At 63.5% G+C, this 1775-nt stretch carries 1 protein-coding gene; it reads left to right on the plus strand.

The features are described 5' to 3' along the window. Window positions 1–7 precede the first annotated feature (7 nt). Window positions 8–1775: sulfoacetaldehyde acetyltransferase (xsc, locus tag GS611_RS20990; RefSeq protein ID WP_171638648.1), on the plus strand; the 1768-nt coding region annotated here is incomplete at its 3' end.

Consider the following 1775-nt stretch of genomic DNA (forward strand, 5'->3'; position numbering starts at 1 on the left):
CACCCTTATGAAAATGACGACGGAAGAGGCCTTTGTTAAGGTTTTGCAGATGCACGGGATTGAGCATGCGTTCGGGATCATTGGATCTGCGATGATGCCGATCTCGGACTTGTTCCCGAAGGCCGGGATCATGTTCTGGGACTGTGCGCATGAAGGCAGCGCGGGGATGATGGCGGATGGCTACACCCGTGCGACCGGCAAGATGTCGATGATGATCGCGCAGAACGGCCCCGGCATCACCAATTTCGTGACCGCCGTGAAAACCGCCTACTGGAACCACACGCCGCTGCTGCTGGTCACTCCGCAGGCGGCGAACAAGACCATCGGTCAGGGCGGTTTCCAGGAAGTTGAGCAGATGAAGCTGTTCGAGGACATGGTCGCCTATCAGGAAGAGGTCCGCGACCCGACCCGCGTCACCGAGGTTCTGAACCGCGTGATCATGAAAGCCAAGCGCGCCAGCGCCCCGGCCCAGATCAACATCCCGCGTGACATGTGGACCCAGGTGGTCGATATCGACCTGCCCGCCATCGTCGAGTTCGAGCGCCCTGCGGGCGGCGAAACCGCCGTGGCGCAGGCGGCCGAGCTGCTGTCGAACGCCAAGAACCCGGTGATCCTGAACGGTGCGGGCGTGGTGCTGTCCAAGGGCGGGATCGAGGCCTCGAAGGCGCTAGCCGAGCGTCTGGATGCGCCGGTCTGCGTGGGCTATCAGCACAACGACGCCTTCCCCGGCAGCCACCCTCTGTTTGCCGGTCCGCTGGGCTACAACGGCTCGAAAGCCGGGATGGAGCTGATCAGCGAGGCGGATGTTGTCCTGTGCCTCGGCACCCGTCTGAACCCGTTCTCGACCCTGCCGGGCTATGGCATCAACTACTGGCCCGCGGATGCGAAGATCATCCAGGTCGACATCAACCCTGACCGTATCGGCCTGACCAAAGCGGTCAGCGTCGGCATCATCGGCGACGCCGCCAAGGTGGCAAAGGGCATTCTGGCCCAGCTGAGCGACACCGCCGGTGACGAAGGCCGCAAAGAGCGCAAAGAGCGCATCGCGCAGAAGAAATCGGCCTGGGCGCAGGAACTGACCTCGATGACCCACGAGGATGACGATCCGGGCACCACCTGGAACCAGCGTGCCCGCTCGGCCAAGCCCGACTGGATGAGCCCCCGCATGGCGTGGCGCGCCATTCAGGCGGCCCTGCCGAAAGAGGCGATCATCAGCTCGGATATCGGCAACAACTGCGCCATCGGCAACGCCTATCCATCGTTTGAAGAGGGCCGCAAATACCTGGCGCCGGGCCTGTTCGGCCCCTGCGGCTATGGCCTGCCGGCCATCGTTGGTGCCAAGATCGGCTGCCCGGATGTGCCGGTCGTGGGCTTTGCCGGTGACGGTGCCTTTGGCATCGCGGTGAACGAACTGACCGCGATCGGCCGCGAGGAATGGCCCGCCGTGACCCAGATCGTGTTCCGCAACTACCAGTGGGGCGCGGAAAAGCGCAACTCGACCCTGTGGTTCGACGACAACTTCGTCGGCACCGAGCTGGACACCAAAGTGTCTTACGCCGGTATCGCGCAGGCCTGTGGCCTGAAGGGTGTCGTGGCCCGCACCCAGGACGAGCTGACTGCAGCGCTGAATCAGGCGATCGAGGATCAGAAGAACGGCATCACCACGCTGATCGAGGCCCTGATCAACCAGGAGCTCGGCGAGCCTTTCCGCCGCGACGCGATGAAAAAACCCGTCGCCGTCGCCGGAATCTCCGCCGACGACATGAAAGCTCAGG

Origin of the sequence: Ruegeria sp. HKCCD6119 (assembly GCF_013110585.1) — a bacterium.
Lineage (GTDB): Bacteria > Pseudomonadota > Alphaproteobacteria > Rhodobacterales > Rhodobacteraceae > Ruegeria.